The sequence below is a fragment of the Rhodovulum sp. YNF3179 genome (assembly GCF_050586465.1).
Lineage (GTDB): Bacteria > Pseudomonadota > Alphaproteobacteria > Rhodobacterales > Rhodobacteraceae > CAJXYS01.
Genome location: NZ_JBOCEG010000013.1, coordinates 1 through 1,205 on the forward strand (window position 1 = coordinate 1; position 1,205 = coordinate 1,205).

The 1,205-nt window shown below is 67.7% G+C and carries 1 protein-coding gene; it reads left to right on the top strand.

Annotation, left to right across the window (positions count from 1 at the left end):
• On the top strand, positions 1-1,205 hold a 1,205-nt coding region (locus ACQ5SP_RS16480; protein WP_430939501.1), incomplete at both ends, for a UDP-glucose dehydrogenase family protein.

Consider the following 1,205-nt stretch of genomic DNA (forward strand, 5'->3'; position numbering starts at 1 on the left):
ATGCGTATCGCGATGATCGGCACGGGCTATGTGGGGCTCGTCTCGGGGGTGTGTTTCTCGGATTTCGGCCATGACGTGGTCTGCGTGGATAAGGATCCCGGCAAGATCGCGCGACTGACCGCGGGCGAGGTGCCGATCTTCGAGCCGGGGCTGGACGTCCTGCTGGAAAAGAACGTCGCCGCGGGGCGGCTGGCCTTCACTGGCGATCTGGCCGAGGCGCTGGACGGTGTCGACGCGGTCTTCATCGCCGTGGGCACGCCGACGCGCCGGGGCGACGGGCATGCCGATCTCACCCATGTCTTCGCCGCCGCCGAAGAGATCGCCAGGACGCTCGACCACTACGCGGTTGTGGTGACGAAATCGACGGTGCCGGTGGGCACCAACCGCAAGGTCAAGGAGATCCTCGACTTGGCCCGGCCGGCGCTGGATCTCGACGTGGCGTCGAACCCGGAGTTTCTGCGCGAGGGCGCGGCCATCGACGATTTCATGCGTCCCGACCGCGTCGTCGTCGGCGTCGAGACCGATCGCGCGGCGGACATCATGGCGGATATCTACCGCCCGCTCTACCTGCGGGACTTCCCGATCATCACCACGGATCTCGAGTCCGCGGAGATGACGAAATACGCCGCGAACGCCTTCCTGGCCGCGAAGATCACCTTCATCAACGAGATCGCCGCGCTCTGCGAGAAGGTGGGTGCGGACGTCAAATCGGTCGCCAAGGGCATGGGGCTCGACAACCGGATCGGCAACAAGTTCCTGCATGCGGGGCCGGGTTATGGCGGCTCGTGCTTTCCCAAGGACACGCGGGCGCTGGCCCGCATCGGCCAGGAACACGCCGCGCCCCAGCACATCACCGAGACGGTGATCGAGGTGAACGAGGCGGTGAAGCGGCGGATGATCGAGAAACTGCGCGATCTCTGCGACGACAGCTTCAACGGCCGGACGGTGGCGGTGCTGGGCGTGACCTTCAAGCCGAACACCGACGACATGCGCGAGGCGCCCGCGCTGACCATCGTGCCGGCGCTGGTGGGTGGCGGCGCGACGGTGCGCGTCAGCGACCCGCAGGGCCAGCGCGAGGGGGCTGGGCTGCTGCCGGGGGTGGCATGGTGCGCGGATCCCTATGCCGCGGCCGAGGACGCGGACCTGATCGTGCTGCTGACGGAATGGAACGAGTTCCGCGCGCTGGACCTGGCGCGGCTGGCCGG